Annotated in this window: 15 protein-coding genes; 6 read left to right on the forward strand and 9 right to left on the reverse strand. The window is 66.3% G+C overall.

All coding sequences use genetic code 11. The annotated features are described in order from the left end of the window. Positions 1 to 146: 146 nt before the first annotated feature. Both ACTOWK_RS13305 and ACTOWK_RS13310 read right to left on the reverse strand, forming a co-directional pair. Entirely contained in the window at positions 147 to 1,556 is a 1,410-nt protein-coding gene (locus ACTOWK_RS13305) for a PhoPQ-activated pathogenicity-related family protein (RefSeq protein ID WP_441330636.1), read from the reverse strand. 218 nt (positions 1,557 to 1,774) lie between these two features. Next, a complete protein-coding gene (locus ACTOWK_RS13310) occupies positions 1,775 to 2,209 on the reverse strand; it encodes a hypothetical protein (protein WP_441330637.1) in 435 nt (144 codons plus the stop codon). Between the two features lie 383 nt (positions 2,210 to 2,592). On the opposite strand from ACTOWK_RS13310, the gene ACTOWK_RS13315 reads away from it, so the two are divergent. Further along, positions 2,593 to 3,963, forward strand: coding sequence for a S41 family peptidase (locus ACTOWK_RS13315; protein ID WP_441330638.1), 1,371 nt, complete (start codon positions 2,593 to 2,595; stop codon positions 3,961 to 3,963). A 168-nt stretch (positions 3,964 to 4,131) separates the two neighbouring features. Here ACTOWK_RS13315 and ACTOWK_RS13320 read toward each other — a convergent pair whose 3' ends face one another. From ACTOWK_RS13320 to ACTOWK_RS13340, 5 genes are all read right to left on the reverse strand, one after another. Beyond that, a complete protein-coding gene (locus ACTOWK_RS13320; RefSeq protein ID WP_441330639.1) occupies positions 4,132 to 5,526 on the reverse strand; it encodes a hypothetical protein in 1,395 nt (464 codons plus the stop codon). Positions 5,527 to 5,909: 383 nt separating this feature from the next. Further along, complete coding sequence (locus tag ACTOWK_RS13325) at positions 5,910 to 6,503, reverse strand: HAD family hydrolase (protein ID WP_441330640.1); 594 nt, start codon at positions 6,501 to 6,503, stop codon at positions 5,910 to 5,912. A 358-nt stretch (positions 6,504 to 6,861) separates the two neighbouring features. Continuing rightward, positions 6,862 to 7,149 (reverse strand): PAAR domain-containing protein, encoded by a 288-nt coding sequence (locus ACTOWK_RS13330; RefSeq protein WP_441330641.1) that lies wholly within the window; start codon positions 7,147 to 7,149, stop codon positions 6,862 to 6,864. A 179-nt stretch (positions 7,150 to 7,328) separates the two neighbouring features. Then, complete coding sequence (locus tag ACTOWK_RS13335) at positions 7,329 to 7,943, reverse strand: hypothetical protein (protein ID WP_441330642.1); 615 nt, start codon at positions 7,941 to 7,943, stop codon at positions 7,329 to 7,331. 144 nt (positions 7,944 to 8,087) lie between these two features. Further along, positions 8,088 to 9,230, reverse strand: coding sequence for an alpha/beta fold hydrolase (locus ACTOWK_RS13340; protein WP_441330643.1), 1,143 nt, complete (start codon positions 9,228 to 9,230; stop codon positions 8,088 to 8,090). Positions 9,231 to 9,328: 98 nt separating this feature from the next. On the opposite strand from ACTOWK_RS13340, the gene ACTOWK_RS13345 reads away from it, so the two are divergent. Both ACTOWK_RS13345 and ACTOWK_RS13350 read left to right on the forward strand, forming a co-directional pair. Beyond that, positions 9,329 to 9,874 carry a hypothetical protein gene (locus ACTOWK_RS13345; protein WP_441330644.1) on the forward strand — a complete coding sequence of 182 codons (546 nt, stop codon included), beginning with the start codon at positions 9,329 to 9,331 and terminating at the stop codon, positions 9,872 to 9,874. A gap of 218 nt (positions 9,875 to 10,092) precedes the next feature. Next, positions 10,093 to 10,956 carry a DUF1684 domain-containing protein gene (locus ACTOWK_RS13350; RefSeq protein ID WP_441330645.1) on the forward strand — a complete coding sequence of 288 codons (864 nt, stop codon included), beginning with the start codon at positions 10,093 to 10,095 and terminating at the stop codon, positions 10,954 to 10,956. A gap of 202 nt (positions 10,957 to 11,158) precedes the next feature. Here the strand turns inward: ACTOWK_RS13350 and ACTOWK_RS13355 are convergent, their stop codons facing one another. Further along, positions 11,159 to 11,587: a VOC family protein gene (locus ACTOWK_RS13355; RefSeq protein WP_441330646.1), complete on the reverse strand. Its 429-nt coding sequence runs from the start codon at positions 11,585 to 11,587 to the stop codon at positions 11,159 to 11,161. A 67-nt stretch (positions 11,588 to 11,654) separates the two neighbouring features. Between ACTOWK_RS13355 and ACTOWK_RS13360 the strand changes: the two genes are divergently transcribed. The 3 genes from ACTOWK_RS13360 to ACTOWK_RS13370 all read left to right on the forward strand — a co-directional run bounded on the left by ACTOWK_RS13360 (position 11,655) and on the right by ACTOWK_RS13370 (position 13,315). Then, the gene (locus ACTOWK_RS13360) at positions 11,655 to 12,275 is read left to right on the forward strand and encodes a TetR/AcrR family transcriptional regulator (RefSeq protein ID WP_441330647.1); all 621 of its coding nucleotides are present in this window, start codon (positions 11,655 to 11,657) and stop codon (positions 12,273 to 12,275) included. A gap of 158 nt (positions 12,276 to 12,433) precedes the next feature. Continuing rightward, positions 12,434 to 12,736: a hypothetical protein gene (locus ACTOWK_RS13365; RefSeq protein ID WP_441330648.1), complete on the forward strand. Its 303-nt coding sequence runs from the start codon at positions 12,434 to 12,436 to the stop codon at positions 12,734 to 12,736. Positions 12,737 to 12,928: 192 nt separating this feature from the next. After that, on the forward strand, positions 12,929 to 13,315 hold the full coding sequence (locus tag ACTOWK_RS13370) for a VOC family protein (protein ID WP_441330649.1): 387 nt from the start codon (positions 12,929 to 12,931) through the stop codon (positions 13,313 to 13,315). Positions 13,316 to 13,334: 19 nt separating this feature from the next. On the opposite strand, the gene ACTOWK_RS13375 is transcribed toward ACTOWK_RS13370, so the two are convergent. Beyond that, positions 13,335 to 14,225 (reverse strand): LysR family transcriptional regulator, encoded by an 891-nt coding sequence (locus ACTOWK_RS13375; RefSeq protein ID WP_441330650.1) that lies wholly within the window; start codon positions 14,223 to 14,225, stop codon positions 13,335 to 13,337. Between the last annotated feature and the right edge of the window lie 59 nt (positions 14,226 to 14,284).

Here is a 14,284-nt window from a genome sequence, read left to right on the forward strand (position 1 = left end):
CACCCTCGGCGCGAAAGCTAGGCCGCGAGTTGGGCGATTACTCGCTGGTTTCGGACAAGGTCGTCCGTAGGCGCGTTTTCGGTCCGCTTGTGCACAAGGCGATGCGCGCCGGGCGCATCGCCGCATCCCGAGCTAATGCGCGCGCTCTATTGAGGCACCATCAAACAAGCACCGCTGCCGTTCGGCGGCGGTTGCTGCGGAAAGGTCTTTTCCGGATACACGTGCACCGGCGTGGTCGCGATGAAGCCGTCGGCGAAAGCGAATTCGACGAACGCCGCCGACCATCCCGTTGCGGGCAGCGTCAACGTCGCTTCGACGCTGTTGCGGGTCAGCGTCAACGGCGATTCGCGGTAACGGATGCCGCAGGCGTAGCGGAAATCGCGTCCGTTCGGATTGTCGGCCACCCACAGTTTGGCGCTGACCGGCCGCTCCGAGGCGCGCGCGCTCAGACGCAACCGGTCGCCGCGTTGGTTAAGCCGTGCGCGCACGCTCGGCAGGGATTGGTTGCGTCCCCAGCGTTGCAGGGCCGGGATCAGGGTCTCGCGCATGTGCCGGCGTACCCCACCGTGATCGGAGTTCGGCGCCGCGCGCAGGCTGGTCGCGCCGGGCAGATCGTCGACGTACAAGCGTTGCGCATCGGGCGGGAAGAAATCGTCGCCGCTGGCGCTGACCAGGTACTTCGGAATGCGCAGACGCTGGCGGTGACGGGTACGCAGGTAGGCATACGGGTCTTCGATCTTCATCAGGTCGTCGAATTCGGGCTGCCGATAGCGCGTGGTGATGCCTTCCTGGTGGTAGGGCTGCAAGGCGATCGGCCAACCGCCGCCGTAGCTGCGGTTGATGTGTTCGATCAGGGCCTGGATGCGCATGTCGATGACGTAGGACACGATGGCCTCCACACGCGGGTCGCCGATCGCGGTCAGCCACGCGGTCCAGGCGCGCTTGGACGCACCGGCGACGACGAACGAACGCACGCGCCAGCCGCGCAATTCGCGCTCGGCCAGGTCCATGGCCTTGACCGCGCTTTCGGCCATCGGCACGTGCAACGGCAGGGTCGTGTTCGCAGCCGGGTCGTCGAGGAAGCGGCGCCAGGTCGCGGCGACCAGCACGTCCTCTTTCTTCGCGACCGTCTCTCCGGGCAAGGTCAGGTACTGGTTCGGCACGTCCGACACCGAGACGACGATGGTGTGGGTGCTGCGCGCGACCTCGAGCGCCAGGGTTTCGTCGAAATCGCTCGGCGGCCGCACCGGGTCGTTGCCGCTGGCGCGGTTGCTGCCGTTGTTGATCACCAGCAAGGCCGACTTCGGCCGTGCGACGTCGGGAATATAGATGTCGACCCGATGCGTCCATTCCGGCGGGATGGCGCCGCCGCTTTCGGGCCAACGCTGCGAAGCCAGGCGATAGCTGCGTTTCTCCACGCCCTCCAGCGGCGTGCTGCCGAGGCTTTCGTAACGCAGCGGCACGCGCGTCTGGCGCTCGCGATAGTCGGGCCAAACCTGGCTGTAGTCGATGCGATGGCCGGCCGCGTCCGAAGCCGCTGTCGAAGTGGTGGCCACGACGGTCGCGCTCGATGCGAGCGCCATCGTCGCCAGCCCCCAAGCCAGTAGCCGCTGTTTCGTCGACTGTTGAACGCTCGGAACCGTGGTCCGAACCGTGGCCCGACTCGTCGTCCGATTCATCGTATTCAGCCCTCGCCTGCCGTATCGGCGTCCAGCCTAAACGCAAACCCGGGCCGGACCTGTGCGGCAGCGCAGAGATCGGCCGACGCCGCGGCTCAGAGGCTGCGCCAGGCGCCGATCAATCCGAACAGATGGACCAGGCCGATGGCCAAGCAGATCGCCGAGCTCCAATACCAGAACGGAGTGGCCGGCTGCGGCACCGAAGCCACCGCCATCGGCACCACCACCAGCCCGCGCAGCAGATACACCGCGGTGATCGCGCACAGCGCCGGCCTGGCCCAAGGCCACGGCGCGATCAGGCCCGAGCCCGACAAGGCGTAGCCGCCCCAGATCGCCAGCATCAGGGCGATGCAGGCGGTCAACGCGGCCGGATACAGACGGCCGGCTTCGTCCATGCGTGCCATGCCTTCGCCTGCGCCGAAGAAGCGATACCAGGCGGCGCCGCCGAAGATCACCGCGACATGGGCCAACGCCGCCAGTCCGTTGAGGATCGCGGCGAACAACAGCCAGGGCTGCGCGAGCTGCGACATCAGGCGGCCCCGGGCCCGGAAGCGCGGACGAAGTAGAGAGCTTGGATCGGCATCGAGCGATCCTGGCGGACACGAAAACTGTGCGCGAGTGCCGAAAGCAACGGTCGCCCTTGCCGAGTCGGTGGGCTGCGCCTGTCTGCTGTCGACCGATCGCGTCGCAGCCCCTGCCTCGCGCTCGCACGATGAGCGCTCGCCGGCCCATATCCGCACCCGTCGATTCCGCGCCGCCTTTCGCCCGACCCGCGTTGCGACCACGGCTGCGGCCGCTCAACCGAATCGCGCTGCGACGCACCGGCGCCCGGTGGCATCTACGGAAGACATGGCCCCTCGCCGTCCGCCGCCGCGGAATCGTTCCGCTGCGGCGGCCTTCCCCGGAGACCCTCATGCGCACCGCCCAGCCTCTGATCCATTCCCTGCTCGCCCCGCTGTTGCTGTTATGTCTGCCCGGCATCGTGTATGCCGCCGCCGCGACGCCGCGCGACACCGTCGCCGACATCGCCAGCCGCATCCAGGACCACTACTACGATGTCGATCGCGCGGCGAAGATCGGCGAAGACCTGCGCAAGGCCGCGACCGCGGGCGAGTTCGATCGCTACACAGACCCGCGAGATCTGGCGACGGCGTTGACCGAGCGCATCAAGTCGCACGACGGCCATTTCCGGGTCAATTGGCTCGCACCCGAACAACGCGCACCGCAACCCATGCCCACGAAACAGTTGCTGCCGGGGCCGGGCCCAGGCCCCGCTCCGCGGATGCGCATGCGGCCGGGCCCGAACGTGGCCCAGCCGGTCGATTACGCCCGCCGCCGCAACTATGGCGTGCATCGGGTCGAGATCCTGCCGGGCAACCTCGGCTATCTGGACCTGAAGGAGTTCGCCGACTTCCGTTTCGGCGAGCCGAACGCACCCGCGCGTGTCGCTCTCGAATCGGCACTGCAACTGCTCGCTTCCACCGATGCGCTGATCATCGACCTGCGCGACAACGGCGGCGGCTCGCCGGTCTCGGTCGGCTATCTGGTCAGCGCCTTCACCCCGAAAGGCGCCGACATCTACAGCAGCTTCCACTGGCGCGACGGCGACAGCCTCGGCAGCACCTCCGAGGCGCCTCAGGACTGGTACCCAAGCCCCCGCCTGGACGTGCCGCTGTATCTGCTGACCAGCCCGCGCACCGCCTCGGCCGCCGAAGCGCTGGTGTATACGCTCAAGAACGCCGGCCGCGCCGTGGTGATCGGCGAGACCAGCGCCGGCGCCGCCAATCCCGGCGCCGAGATCGACGCCGGCAACGGCTTCAGCGTCTTCGTCGCGACCGGCTCGCCGACCAGCCCGATCACCCATCGCAACTGGGAAGGCAGCGGCATCGCCCCGGACGTCGCAGTGCCGCAGCGCGAGGCCTTGCGCACCGCGCAGGCGCTGGCGCTGGAAGGCCTGCTGAAGAACGGCCTGAGCGGCGGCGACGCCGCCGACGCGAGCTGGGCGCTCGACGCGGTACGCGCCGAGTCCCAACCTGCGTCCACGACGAAGCCGGCCGACTACACCGGCCAGTACGACCGCATGCGCATCGAAGCGGAGGCCGGTCGTCTGTATCTGCGCAACGGCAAACGCCCACAGCAGAGCCTGGCGGCGCTGGAACGCGATCTGTTCTACGTCGTCGACGACCCGAGCGTGCGCGTGCGCTTCGAACGCGACGGCGACGGCCGCGTCGCCGCGCTGGAAACCCTGCGCCCGGATGGCAGCTCCAACCGTTATCGGCGTTGAAGCATCGGCCGATGCACGACCGGTCGGCGACGCGCGGCGGCATCGCGCCGCGCGTCGTCGTTCACAATCGCGGCGGGTCCGCGTTTGTTCCCTGTGCAGAGCGTCGCAGCTTGCGCCGGCGACCCCTATCATCCGCCTCCGACCGGGCTGCCGACGCTCTGCGCCCGATCACAGCTGACGCAGGAACGCGACCAGGTCTTCCTTCTCCTGTTTCTCCAGGCGCGTCTGCAGCACGACGTTGAAGAACTCCACCGTGTCCTCCAGGGTCAGCAGGCGGCCGTCGTGCAGGTACGGCGGCGAATCCTTGATCCCACGCAGCGGGAAGGTCTTGATCGGCCCATCGGCGCTGGCATAGCGGCCGTTGATCGTGTGCGGCTTGAAGAAGCGCTCGACCTGCAGGTTGTGCATGCTGTTGTCGGTGTAATACGGCGGCGTGTGGCAGGCCGAACATTGCGCCTTGCCGACGAACAAGGCCTCGCCGCGCTTCTCGGCCTCGCCGGCATCGGCCTTCAACCGCCCGAACACATCGAGCTTCGGCGCCGGCGGGAAATCCAGCAGCGCCTGGAACTCGCCCATCGCGTGCACCTGATGGCCGCGGTCGAGAATGTTGATGCCCTTCTTGGTCGCGATCACCGGGTCGCCGTCGAAATAAGCCGCCCGCTGCTCGAACTCGGTGAAGTCCTCCACCGTCTTCAAGGCCCGCTGCGAACCGAACAGGCGCTGGATGTTGACCCCGCGCAAGGTCGGGGTGTCGATGCGATGACGGAACGGCTGCGGCCGGATGTCGCCGACCAGATGGGTCGCCGCGACCGTGTGACCGTTGCTGTGGCAGTCCAGACAGGCGACGCCGCGGCTCGGCAATGCCGAACGCCGGTCCTCGGTCTGGTTGAACTGCTGCTGCGCGAACGGCGTCACCAGCAGGCGCAGGCCTTCCAGTTGCTTGGGGTTCAACACGCCGTTGAACAGCTCGAAGTAATTGTTGATCGTGACCAGCTGGCCCTTGGAGACATCGCCCAGGTCCGGCCGCGTAGTCAGATAGATCGGCGCCGGAAAGTCCGGAAGCAAGTGATCGGGCAGATCGAAATCCAGGTCGAAACGGGTCAGGTCGCGCTGCTCGGCGCGCTTGACCGCATCGATATGGAACTGCGGGAACAACATGCCGCCCTCGGGATGATTCGGATGCGGCAGCGGCAGGAACCCGACCGGGAACAGGCCACGCTCGCGGATCTGCTCCGGGCTCATCGCGCCGAGCTCCTCCCAACTCGTGCCCGACGGCAGCCGCGCGCGTATCCCGCCCTGCACCGGCTTGCCGCCCGACATGGTCACGCCGCGCACCGGTTTGTTGCCCAGGTCGTAGCGTTGTTCGAGCAGGCTGCGATGTCGTTGCATCACCGCCGGCTTATCGCGTTCCATGCGCGACTTGATCGCGGCGAAGGTTTCCTTGATCACCACCGGCATGTAACTGCTGGGCGGATCGGCGGCCAAGGCGATACCGGATACGCCGAGTGCGCTCAGACATAACAGCCACAGTGGCCGAAGCCGTGGAGACTTCTGCTGCCTCATGGTCTTTCTCCCTGGATGGCGAAGACGTCGCTGTCGGGCACCGCGGACGCGGTGCGCTGCTCGAGGCTAGTCCTCGCGCATGCACGGATGAAATCGTTTGATTCGATGGTTGCGATAGCCGACGGCTATACGCATGACAGCGCGGTTAAGCGCCGTGCGCAGCGTCATGACGACGACGCGACGGACATCACGAAAAATCCGTCGTATCGGAGTGATCGCGGTCGAGGCTTGCGCCGCTCCTACCCTTGAGTTGCGTCGCTTCGGAGTAGGAGCGGCGCAAGCCGCGACCACGAAACCGCGAATTCGATACAGACCGCAATCGATTCGCACCGCGCGGCTCCACGCGGAACATACCTGCGCACCGAACGGCGCGCCTAACTGCTTCAGGCCACTTCCTGCCAGCGGTAATACTTGCGATGCGCCAGATCGAGCAGATCCAGGTCTTCGACGGTGTCGCCGTAGGCATACACCGTCGGGTAGTCGTCCAGATCGATCCGCTCCCGCACACGCCGCGGCTTTTCCGGCCCGCAACAATCGCCGTCGCGATAGCGTCCGGTCAGCACGCCGTCGCGCGACTCCAGATGCGAACAGATGAACTCCAGCCCCTGGTCCTCGCACCAGGCAGCGACGAACAGATCCAGCGAAGCCGTCACCACGACCACGCGATCGCCGCGCTGGCGATGCCACTGGATGCGCTCCAGCGCTTGCGGACGGACCTGCCGCGCAACCACCTCGCGCGCATGACGCGCGCCGGCTGCGCGCACCTCGTGCTCGGCACGGCCGCGATAGCCGAAAGCGACGATGCGCTTGCGCACCGTCAGCCCGGACACCACCCCGAGCTTGTAGCCGACCACATAAGGGGCCAACAGGATCTGGCCGAGCGCCAGAGTGCGGCGATCGACCGTGGCGCGCACGAAGCCCGGAAAGGTTTCATCGAAAGTGATGGTGCCGTCGAAATCGAAGAGCGCCAGATCCATGCATGCCGGGCGGCCCTGCCATCGGAGGCGGATGGCTTGCATGGACGAACGCCGGCCGGCGAAGTCTAGCCGGATTAGGTTCGACCGCAGCGCGGGAGGTGCTGTTGCCGCTCAGTGGCTTTGTTCTCGAGCGAGAGCAAATCCCCCCTGCCCCCCTTTTTCAAAGGGGGGAGCTCTTCGGGTCGGTCGAGTTGCTCATTTCAGACGAGCCTGCCGACTCAAACCAGCGTAGTGCCGCACTGCGCTACCGAAGCCGACGAATCATTGCCCCCTTTGACAAAGGGGGCTAGCGCCCAGCGTATCGGCAGAAGGCAAAGGACCTGTGGCGCGGGGGATTTGCTCTGGAGCCCCGCCCCCATCAATCCGTCATCGGCCCATACGGCATCAAGCCATAGCCGCGCTCCGATTCGACGATGGAACGCATCTGCCGCAAGGAGATCAGGATGCAGCCGCACAGGCAGAAATCGCCGTGGCGCGCGGCCGGGCTGCCTTCGACCCGATGGGTCGGGTCGCCGGTCAGGATGATCGTCGCACCGTGTTCATGGCAGTACACCTCGTCGCCGACGCGTGCCCAACTGAAGCCGCCGGCGCGCTCCATCGAGCCGGTGAGCACCATGCCACCGCTGCTGGTCGTGTCGCCGACCATTATCCAATGCCGAACCATCGCCCACCTCCGCTCTCGACTTGGTCAGACCTCAGGCAGGAAAACGGCGCAACGATCGCGGCGTGAATCGCCGAGCGACCGACGGTTACGCATTTGCGGACGCGCATCATGCCGGACGGCCCCACCGGGCCGACGAGAACACCGGAAACTTGCGCATGGCATCATCCTCCCGGCTGCGCGCTGGACAGGGCGATCGCCGAACCGGTGAACGGCAGCACCAGGTCGTAGATCGGCGCCGCCGGCGGGATGGTCGGAAACGCGATCGGCGTGGTCGCGGCAGTACCGAACTGGGTCACGCCGCCGAGGATCGCGCTGAGGTCGTAGCGGCGGCCGCCGAACTCGAACGGCCAGCTGTCGATCAGGCGCGCGCTGAACACGTTGTTGGCGAACACCGAGGTCGAAGTCGCGCCGATCTGCGCGGCCAGGGTGGTGCCGACCACCAGGCCGGTGCGGCGGAAAGTAGCGATGCGCTCGCCCTGGGCGAACGAATCGGGGCGGTCGAAATCGCCGGCCGGCTCGCGCTGCAGGTACACCGAGAACTCGCCGGCCGGGTCCAGCCCCAAGGTCAGCGCGCCGTTGTCGACGTCGGAGGCGACGAAGGGCCGCGCGGCGAAGGTGAAGTGCGCGGTGGTTTCGCCGACCGCGCCGCAGAACAGCGCGCCCTCGATGCCGGACAAATGCAGGAAATAGCCGTAATCGGCCAGGGAACCGGCGGGGGTGCGATAGAAACGTCCGGTGACGTACCAGGCGAGTTCGGCGGACAACAAAGGCGACATGGGCGGGCTCGGCGGCGCGGGACCGGCAGGCCCCGCAAACGGAAGGGAACGCCGCATCCGCGACGTTTCCTTCAGGTAACGCCGCCAGGCCGAATCAGGAGGACAGCCGCCCGCCCGCCAATGTCCGGAACCGTGCGCGAGCGCTCATTCCGGTGCGGCATCCCCGGCGCGCTCGGCGATCGGGCGGGCATAACGCACCAGCGAGACCAGGGTCTTGCCCGGCTCTTCGGTGAACATGACGTGCGCGGACCGCTCGAACCAGACCAACTGCTTGGACGGCGCCTGCAGATGTCCGAACCATTCGGCGGCGAGTTCGGAGGAGACGTTGTAGTCGTCGCGCCCGTTGAACAGGATCACCGGGCAGTCCAGGCGCTCGACCGAGCTGTAGTCGCGCTGCAGCGCTTCGACCAGCAAGCGCTTTTCCGAGAACTCGTTGCCCTCCCAGATGCGCGCGATCTCGGCGTCGCTGTATTCCGGCGCCAGCGCCACCGCGGCCGAGACCGTGTCGTAGCCCTGCAGACTGCGCATGGCGCCGCCGTAATGGCCGAGCCATTTGCGCTGCACATACAAATCCTTGAGCGCGAGCGGCTTGCCCGGTTGCGCATAACCCTCGATCGCGGCGAGTTCGCGCAGCGCTTCGGCGTTGCCGTCGCGCTGGGCGCGCTCGAGTGCGAACGTCAGGCCGCGGCGCTCGCTTTCCGGCGAATTGGTGACCTGGCCCATGCCGATGTAGGCATGCAGCCATTGCGGGCGGCGCTGGGCGAATTCGAGACCGAGCACGCTGCCCCAGGAATGACCGAGCAGGAATATCTTGTCCTTGCCGAATTCCTTGCGCAGCCAGGCCACCATCTCCTCGGTGTCCTCGACCATGCGCTCGCGCGTCATGGTCGGCTCGAGCTGGGCCGGATCGTTGAGCAGATAGGTCTTGCCTGCGCCGCGCTGGTCCCACTGCACGACGGTGAAGTAGTCCTCCCAACCGCGCTGGAAGTACCAACTGAACGGCATTTCCACGAAACCCGGCCCGCCGTGCAGCATCAACAGCACCGGGTTGCGCTTGTCGACGCCGCGGATCGACACCCACTGCTCTATCCCGCCGATCTTGACCTTCTCGGCGCGTTCCACGCCCTCCGGGGTGACGATCCGGCGCAGATCGGCGATCAGCTGGGTCGCCTCGGTGCGGCTGGCCGGTTTCGCAGCCTGCTGCGCCGCGGCATTCGTGACTGCGCCCAGGCCCAGGGCCGCCGCGACGATCCAGCTCGTCGCCTTCTTCTGCCACTCGCTACGCATCTCGGTCGGTCTCCACTGTGGAGTCGCAAGAGATACGGGCAGGGGCGAAACGGTTGCAACGCATCGCAAGCCCCCTGGCAGTGCGGCCCTATGGCAGCATGACCGCCTCCAGCCAGCTCCGGGTTTCCATGCGTCGATCGATTGCGCTGCTGTTTGCATTATTGTCTGCCTCGCCCGCGGCCTGGGCCTGCAGCTGTCCGGCCGACACCGAATTTCTCTGGAACAAGGCCCATCACGTCGCCCTGGTCCGAATCGATACCGTCCATGTGGAACGAGAACTCGTAATGTCGCGCAAGCTTTGCGCAGCATCGGAAACGACTTGCACGATCAAGCAGGTCGCAAGGTATACGCCGGTCGAATTTTTCAAGGGCAATCGTCTGTCTGCCCCTACACTGGCTACGGGCTACGGTGGCGGCGATTGCGGTTTACCGATGATCGCAGGCACCTACTATCTGGTCTTCGTGTCCGATACGAGCGGTGAAATCGGTCTATGCAATGCCTCCGGCCCTTATCGCGGAGGCGGGTCGAGGAACGGTCCGGAACAGCCGAGAGTGCTCAAGCCGCTCCTGGAGGCCCTGCGTAAACGTTCCAGGGAGCCGACGACGAAACTTCCGCCTCGGCCCCCATCGTCTCTGCCTTGGTAGCAGCGTGCACGGCGCATCGGATGCCCCCGACGAGCCGCTGCGGGGCAATGGCCAGCCGTCCCTACGACCTTCGTTGACCGGCCGAATGTACGACCGCTGTCGATTCCCGCCCTCCCCGTTCGTCGAATCATCAAGACAGCGCACACACGGCCGCTCGGGCCACGCTAGCGTGCTCTGTCTTCGACCGCCCATCCATGCATCCCTTTCAGGAGCCCGCCATGCGCGCCTTGCTCTGCTCGATCCTGTTGCTCAGCCTGCCTACCCTGGCGATCGCCGATCCGCGCAAGGACTGGGACGATTTCCGCGCGGCCATGACCCAACACGCTGGCGGCCCGACCGGCATGTATGCGATCCAGGACGTCGCCGTGGTCGATGCCGGCAAGACGGTGCATCTCACGCCGGCCCGGACGCCCGCCGAGCTCCGCTGGACCGAACAAGCGGGCAGCAAGGATCCGGTCAGCCTGAGCTACCAGAACGGCCGCGCCCTCCTCCGCGGCCCGGGGCTCGCCGAGGTCGACTTGCTGAAAGCCAAGGAACAGCAGCAGACGCTGCCGAACGGACTGATCGTGCGTGGCACGGTCTACGAGCACTCGATCAAGGCTTGGCTGTACAACCCGAAACTGCCGGCGCAACGCTTCAAGAGCCTGAGCTTCTTTCCCTACGATCCCAAGGGCGTGGTCACGGCGACCTTCAAGCGCAAGAACGTGCCGGTGGGCGTGAGCCACCTGGACTCGCGCAACCACACCGGCCTGATGTACTGGATCGGCGACATCGAACTTCCGGTGCACGGCAAGACCTACAACCTGCGCGCCTTCAACAAGGAAAAGGACTGGACGAAGATCAACCACGTCCTGTTGTTCCTGACCGACAAGACCTCGAAGAAAACCACTTACGGTGGCGGCCGTGCGCTCGAAACGCACTTTCCTGCCGGCGAACCGCCGCAGACGATGGCGCTCGACTTGAACACGCTCTACAGCTTCCTGTGCGCGCATTCGGACTACTACAACTGCCCGATCAACCTCACCAGCTTCGTCGATACCGAATTGAAGTACGGCGAGAAGTATCCGCCGCAGACGAAGTGAGTGGCGGATTGCGGCACCGGAATGGCCAAGCCCGGGCACGGGTTCGATTTGTCATTGACTGCATCCGAGATCGGACTGCTGATCGCATCGCGGTGGTGGCGCCGAAACCGATAGACGTCGCTTCTGCAGCTGTCTCGCCAGGCCCAAGCTGATTGCGCACAGGGCCCATCGCAAGATGAGTGCGTATCGGCCGCGCCTACGCTCACGCCGCCGGCAATGCGCTCGCATCGTACTGTTCGACGAACTCGCCGCTCGGCGGAATCGGCTTGATGATGTCGATCAGCACGCCGTTGGGATCGCTGGTGATGAAATGGCGCTGGCCGAAGTCCTCGTCGCGCAGGCTCAGCAGGATCGGCAAGCCGGCGTCCTGCAGTCGGGCGTGGACCGCGTCGACGTCCTCGACCTCGAAGTTCAACAGCAGCCCGCCCACCCGGCCGCGTCCGGACTCGGGGATGGTGTGGTGGCGCCCGTCGAGCACGGCCAGGTTGATCGACGGGTCCTGCGCCGACTGCAGATGCACGTACCAGCCGCTGTCGAACAAGGCCACGAAGCCGAAATGGGCTTCGTAGAAAGCTGCAGTGCCGGCGACGTCGTGGGTCATGATCACGGGGTAGTAGCTGGTGACTTTCATCTTGTCTGTTCTCTGCGCTGTGGCATACAGTCTGTATGTAGATCAAATTAACATACAGGCTGTATGTATGCAATTGCCCAATCCGCCCCGATCGCCACGCTCGAACCGCGAGCGCACCGAAGCCACCCGCCACGCCCTGCTCGAGGCCGCGCGGCCCCTGTTCGTCGGCAAGGGCTATGGCGACACCTCCACGCCCGAGGTCTCGGTCGCCGCGGGCACCACGCGCGGGGCGCTGTACCACCACTTCGTCGATAAGCGCGATTTGTTCCGGCATGTACTGCAACGCGAAGCCGAGGCCGTCCGCAACGACATCATCGCCGCGACGCCGGCCGGGCTGAGCGCGCACGAAGCGCTGATCGCCGGCGGCGAGGCCTATCTGCAGGCCATGGCCGTGCCCGGCCGCACTCGTCTGTTGTTGTTGGAAGGCCCGGCCGTGCTCGGCCTGGCCGAGATCGCGGCGATCGACGAGTCCAATGCGGCCGAGACCTTGCATGCAGGTCTCGCCGCGGCAATCGGCAGGGACGAGGAAGTTTCCATCGACGCCCTGTCCAAGTTGCTGTCGGCCGCCTTCGATCGTGCGGCGCTGGAGATCGATGCCGGCGGCGACCCCGAAGTGGTCAAGGCGGCGATGCTGTGGCTGGTGCAGCGGACGCTCGGCAAGGGCGACAAGACGGTACGTAAGCGTTAGTACCTGTGCACCGGGTTTGGCCTTCCGCCAGCGAGTGGATTCGGTGGTCGGCTATGCTTTCCGTCCATCCCCGATCGGGCAAAAGCGAACTCCCCCCGGTTCCCTTCGATAAAGGGAGAGACTCTCCGGGCGGGTTTCGTGTGAATCCCGCGCCCCTCATGCACACACCGAAACACTCTCGAACCAGCCCTATCCTGCTGATTCCGACCTTGTCGGGCGCGGTGCTGATCGCGCTCGGTGCGAGCGCCATCCTCGCCCATGTGTTGAACGATCAGCCGTTGCTGCTGATGCAATCGGGCCATACCTACTGGCGAATCGTGCCCACGCCCGGTCCCTATGCGCTGCCTGTGGGTGTCGCCTTGACTGTGGCCGGTATCGGGCTGCTGATCGCATCATGGTGGTGGCGACCTCGCCGATATGCGCCGCTCACGCGATCATGCCGTCGGCAACACGCTCGCTGAGCACGGCCGACGACAAGAGCACGCGTAGGCGCACGCACGACGCGAACCGACTGCGACGCACTCATGCGTACCACCGCTTGCCCCATCTCTACTGACATACCTTGTCAGTACCCCCGGCTAATCTGCTCCCGAGCCGACGGCAGCTCACGCTCTGCCGCCGCAGCCAGTCATTCCCACGCTCGGAGCCGCGACATGATCAGTTCCAACTTCGTTCTCTTCTATGTAGACCACCCCATGGCCAGCGCCGGTTTCTATGCCGATCTGCTCGGCGCGGCACCGGTCGAAGCCTCGCCGACGTTCGCGTTGTTCGTGTTGAACACGGGCATGAAGCTCGGTCTGTGGTCTAAGCACACAGTCGAGCCGGCGGCACCGCCGGCCTTCGGCGGCACCGAATTGGCGTTCGAGGTCGGCAACTACGACGGCGTCGACGCGGTGCATGGGGATTGGGCGCGACGCGGCCTGCCGATCGCGCAGGCACCGACCGATATGGATTTCGGCCGGAGCTTCGTCGCGCTGGACCCCGACGGCCACCGCCTGCGCGTGTATGCGCGCGCGGCCGAGGTCGCGCAGACGCTTTAAGCCGGACGCGGGCAGCAACTCAGGCCGCGTTTCCGGCTTGGCTGGCGCACTCGCGTTCGAGCCAGGCCGCGAATGCGGCCGCACCCGCGCTCGCCGGCTTCAGGGCGAGCCGGGTCAGCCAATAGCCGCCGGCATCGAGGGTCGGTTCGAACGGTTGCAGCAAGCGGCCTTCGGCGATCTCGCGCTCGAACATCGTCGGCGGCGCCAGGGCGATGCCGAGCCCTTGCAGCGCGCATTGCACCATCGTCAGCGACGAATCGAAGATCGGCCCGTTGATCGCTCCGTTCGGCGCCACCTGTGCCGCTTCGAACCACAGCCGCCAATCGTCGACGAAGTAAGAACGCAACAACGGGAAACGCGGCAGATCGGCCGCGCCGCGCAATTGCGCGGCAAGGGCCGGCGTGCACAAAGGGGCCAGCGGCGCCGGCATCAGGAAGCGGCTTTCCATGCCCGGCCAGTTGCCGCGGCCGTAGCGAATCGCGCAGTCCAGGCCTTCGCCGGCCGGGTCGACACGATTATTGTGGGTGCTGACGCGCACGTCGACCGCCGCGTGGCGACGCGCGAAATCGGCCAACCGCGGCAACAGCCAGCCACTGGCGAAGGTGCCGACCGCGCCGACATGCACGACTTCGCGCGCCAGGCCGTCGCCGACCCGGTCCAGGGCGCCGTCGATGCGATCGAAGGCTTCCTGCAACACCGGCAACAGGCTCAGCCCCTCGTCGGTGAGGGCGAGCCCACGCGGCAGGCGTCGGAACAGCTCCACCCCCAACTGCGCTTCGAGCTGCCGGACTTGCTGGCTGACCGCGGCCTGGGTGACGTTGAGTTCCTCGGCGGCGCGGGTCAGGCTCAGCGCGCGCGCCGCAGCCTCGAACACTTTCAGCGAACCGAGATTGATCCGGGTATGGGCCATCGCGGCTCCGTATGAATGCGAACAGGGGCGTTGCGCCTCGCGAGTCGATCGCCGGCGAC

The organism is Lysobacter sp. CA196, assembly GCF_052078695.1.
In the GTDB taxonomy this organism is placed as follows: Bacteria; Pseudomonadota; Gammaproteobacteria; order Xanthomonadales; family Xanthomonadaceae; genus Lysobacter.

Bases quoted from the DNA above. Each gene is read 5' to 3' on its own strand.
- ACTOWK_RS13310 (WP_441330637.1), bottom strand. From the start codon at position 2,209: ATGTCGCAGCTCGCGCAGCCCTGGCTGTTGTTCGCCGCGATCCTCAAC.
- ACTOWK_RS13315 (WP_441330638.1), top strand. From the start codon at position 2,593: ATGCGCACCGCCCAGCCTCTGATCCATTCCCTGCTCGCCCCGCTGTTG.
- ACTOWK_RS13320 (WP_441330639.1), bottom strand. From the start codon at position 5,526: ATGAGGCAGCAGAAGTCTCCACGGCTTCGGCCACTGTGGCTGTTATGT.
- ACTOWK_RS13325 (WP_441330640.1), bottom strand. From the start codon at position 6,503: ATGGATCTGGCGCTCTTCGATTTCGACGGCACCATCACTTTCGATGAA.
- ACTOWK_RS13330 (WP_441330641.1), bottom strand. From the start codon at position 7,149: ATGGTCGGCGACACGACCAGCAGCGGTGGCATGGTGCTCACCGGCTCG.
- ACTOWK_RS13335 (WP_441330642.1), bottom strand. From the start codon at position 7,943: ATGTCGCCTTTGTTGTCCGCCGAACTCGCCTGGTACGTCACCGGACGT.
- ACTOWK_RS13340 (WP_441330643.1), bottom strand. From the start codon at position 9,230: ATGCGTAGCGAGTGGCAGAAGAAGGCGACGAGCTGGATCGTCGCGGCG.
- ACTOWK_RS13345 (WP_441330644.1), top strand. From the start codon at position 9,329: ATGACCGCCTCCAGCCAGCTCCGGGTTTCCATGCGTCGATCGATTGCG.
- ACTOWK_RS13350 (WP_441330645.1), top strand. From the start codon at position 10,093: ATGCGCGCCTTGCTCTGCTCGATCCTGTTGCTCAGCCTGCCTACCCTG.
- ACTOWK_RS13355 (WP_441330646.1), bottom strand. From the start codon at position 11,587: ATGAAAGTCACCAGCTACTACCCCGTGATCATGACCCACGACGTCGCC.
- ACTOWK_RS13360 (WP_441330647.1), top strand. From the start codon at position 11,655: ATGCAATTGCCCAATCCGCCCCGATCGCCACGCTCGAACCGCGAGCGC.
- ACTOWK_RS13365 (WP_441330648.1), top strand. From the start codon at position 12,434: ATGCACACACCGAAACACTCTCGAACCAGCCCTATCCTGCTGATTCCG.
- ACTOWK_RS13370 (WP_441330649.1), top strand. From the start codon at position 12,929: ATGATCAGTTCCAACTTCGTTCTCTTCTATGTAGACCACCCCATGGCC.
- ACTOWK_RS13375 (WP_441330650.1), bottom strand. From the start codon at position 14,225: ATGGCCCATACCCGGATCAATCTCGGTTCGCTGAAAGTGTTCGAGGCT.